This window comes from Nocardia sp. NPDC060255 (assembly GCF_042727395.1).
In the GTDB taxonomy this organism is placed as follows: domain Bacteria; phylum Actinomycetota; class Actinomycetes; order Mycobacteriales; family Mycobacteriaceae; genus Nocardia.
Genome location: NZ_JBHXAU010000058.1, coordinates 1 through 3,548 on the forward strand (window position 1 = coordinate 1; position 3,548 = coordinate 3,548).

Here is a 3,548-nt window from a genome sequence, read left to right on the forward strand (position 1 = left end):
GGTCGTAAATTGCCTAAGCCCCTATCGCCAGCCACCTTCTCCCGATTTGGTGGCTGGCGTGTGGGGCTTCTCCTGTGGCCTCAGCGTCTTCCGAGTTCGCGATTCACGATTTCGCTGATCACCGCGGCAGGCTTGGGGTCACACATCTGTGGATGAGCGGTCTCGATGTCGTACTCGACGATGGCGCCCGTGACGTATGGCTTCCAATGGCTCGCGTAGGAGTCGTCCGGGTTCAGCGCGGCGTTGAAGAACAGCGCAGCGCCGGAGAACACCGGAGAAGTGAACCCCTTCACCATCCGCACATGGCTGATCAACGCCGAAGCCGATAACTCCAGTACCCCTTGATACGCATCGGAACCGGCCAGGTGACCGATGTAGTCCTCGAGTATATGTTCGACTTCCGCCTGCTCGAGGGTCTCCACCTGGGCGAAGTGGCTGCCCGGTGCACAATCGAGCAGCCCCAACAGCCCCACCTCCAGGCCTCGACGCTGCAGTTCCGCGGCCATCGCGTGCGCGGCGGTACCACCGAACGACCAGCCGAACAGGTGATACGGCCCCTCGGGTTGTATCTCCAAGATCTGGCGTAGGTAGTCGTCCACCAGCTCATCGAGTGTTTCTGGCACGGGCATGCCGCTGAAGACCGGCGCCTGGAAGGCATACACCGGTCTGTCACGCAGGTGTGCAGCGAAGTTCAGGTACGCCCAGCTGAGCCCGGTCCCGGGCTGAACGAACCACAGTGGCGTCCCGGATCCCTCGGTCCGGATACGCAGCAGGGCTGCGTACGGATCTTCCAATTGCGGTGCTGCCCCACCGGCCAGCCGCGCAGCCAACTCCGCGACTGTCGGGAACTCGAACACCAGCCGCATCGGGCAGTCGATCTCGAAGGCCTCGCCGATCAGCCCGATCAATCGGGTCACCAGCAGGGAATGTCCACCCAGATCGAAGAAACTGTCATCGATTCCGACTCGTTCCAGCTCGAGCACCTGGGTGAAGAGTGCGGTAAGTCGCTTTTCGTGCGTCGTACGTGGTGCCCGGTACTCGACACCGATGAACTCGGGTTCCGGTAGTGCGGCACGATCCAGCTTCCCGTTCGGCAGCAGCGGGAGCCGGTCGATCTCGACGACAACGGCGGGCACCATGTACTCCGGTAACCGCGCGGCAACGAAGCCACGCAGCAACGCAGGCTTCAGGGTTGCGCCCTCCATAACGGGCACTACATAGCCGATGAGACGGCGGCCGGCGCCCCGGCCGCTCGCGATCACCACGGCCCGGCCGACCTCCGGGTGCGCGACCAGTGCCGCCTCGACTTCCCCGGGCTCGACGCGGAAGCCACGCACCTTCACCTGGGAGTCCCCACGACCTGCATACTCCAGGACACCATCGGAGTTCCACCGGGCAAGATCGCCGGAACGGTACATGCGTTCGCCGGGCGGCCCGAATGGATCGGCCACGAAATTAGCGGCAGTCAGCCCGGCCCGCCCGTGGTAACCACGGCCGACGGCCCCCGCAACATACAGTTCACCGACTACACCGGGCGGGACCGGGGCCAGCCCGGGGCCGAGAACGTAAACTCTCATGTTTCCCAGCGGTCTTCCGATCGGCACGCTGCCGGTAAGCTCGTCGTCGCTGATATCCGGTACCGAAAATGTTGTGGCGTAGAAGCTTTCGCTTTGCCCGTAGGCGTTGAGTACTCGAACACCCGGGACCGCATCGCGGACTCTCCGCACGAGGCCGACAGGCAACGCCTCGCCTGCGAACACGATGGTGTGCGCGTCGATTCTGCCAGCGATACGGTCGACGAGTTCGGCGAGGGCCGAGGGTACAGAGCTGATCAGGCCACCTGCCCAAGCTTCCCGCTCACCCAGTGCAAGCACATCACGAACGATTTCGACGGTGCCACCGGTGCACAGCGTCGTGAAGAACTCGAACACCGACACATCGAAGTTGATCGACGTCCCGGCGAGCGTCCGTGCACCGGGCGGCAGGTCCAGCTCGGCAATCAGTCTCCGGATGCCGTTGGCGACCCCGCGATGGGTGATGGCGACACCCTTCGGTGTCCCGGACGAGCCGGACGTGTACATGACATACGCCAACTGCTCGGCATGCGGTGAGCAGCGCGGGCCGGGAACCGCGGTTGCGGGCACGGCAGCGAAGTCGAGGCCATCCAGGAGTAGCAACCGATGATCGGCCACGGGCAAACCATCGGCGGTCGCGGTATCGGTAAGCACCAGCAGCGGGTTCGCCTCTGCCAGTACAGATTCGAGACGCTGCCCCGGGTATGTGGGGTCCATCGGCACATACGCCGCCCCCGACTCGAGGATTCCGAGCAGCCCGACCAGCAGGTCGGCTGATCGTGGCATCGCGAGACCGATCACGGTCTCGGGCCCGGCGCCGCGCCGGATGAGATCCTGTGCCACTCGAGCCGCCCGCGCCGCGAGTTCCCGATAGGTCCAGCACATGTCACCGGATTCAACCGCGACGGCGGTCGGTGTCAGGGCAACCTGGCGCTGGAACATTGCGAGAACGGTGGTGCCCTGTTCAAGGACGGCGGTATCGTTCAACGTCCCGAGCAGCCAGGCATGTTCGCCGGGCGTCAAGGCATCGGCCGCCGCAACCGGAATATCCGGGTTCTCGATCAGCTGCCGAACGATACGCATCAACCGGCCGGCCAGCCGTTCGACCGTGTCGCAGGCAAATAGATCCGCGCGGTAGTCCAGGGACAAGTGCAATTCCGATTCGGCGACCACCATCACTGTCAGCGGGTAATGCGTGCCTGAGAAGGGCCGCAGCCCGGTGCAGGCGATTCCTGCAGCGGCGCTCGCAGCGCCGATCGCGCTGGTGTCGATCGGATAGGACTCGAAGACCACCAGGGTGTCGAACAAGGTCCGTAGGCCAGCGGCCTGCTGGATGTCGGCCAACCCGTAGTGATGGTGATCCAGCAACACCGCCTGGTGCTGTTGCAGTTCCCTGAGCAGTTCGCCGAAAGTGTCTGCGGGCCGGATCCGGATCCGGATCGGCACGGTGTTGACGAACATCCCGATCATGGAGTCGATACCGGGCACTTCGGCGGGACGTCCGGACACGGTCGCCCCGAACACCACATCCTCGCGACCGGTCAGCGCACCGAGCAGAATCCCCCAGGCACCCTGTACCAGGGTGTTGACCGTGACGCCGAGCTCGCTGGCCCGCCGCACCAGTTCACGGGTCTCGTCGACCCCGAGCGCCACAGCAACGTGCGCGATCTCGATCTCGTCTCGTCCGGTGGCGAGTGTCGCAGCCGGGGCGAGCAGGGTGGGCTCGTCCACCCCGGCCAGTTCGTTCGCCCATGCCTGCCTGGCCGACTCCCGATCCTGGTCCGCCAGCCACACCAGGTAGTCACGATAGCCAGGGAGCTTCGGCGACACTGCGGCCTCGTCCTCGCCTGCGATCAGCAAAAGCTCTTGCATCAGTAGTGGTATCGACCAGCCGTCGAACAGGACGTGATGCGCGGTCAGCACCAACTCGGACCGATTATCGGCCAACCGCACCAACGCAAGCCGCAACAACGG

Annotated in this window: 1 protein-coding gene; it reads right to left on the reverse strand. The window is 64.6% G+C overall.

Going from position 1 to position 3,548, the window contains the following annotated elements; all coding sequences use genetic code 11:
- Window positions 1–80: 80 nt before the first annotated feature.
- Window positions 81–3,548 (reverse strand): amino acid adenylation domain-containing protein (locus ACFWF1_RS43985; protein WP_379322289.1); only part of this gene is annotated, 3,468 nt, incomplete at its 5' end.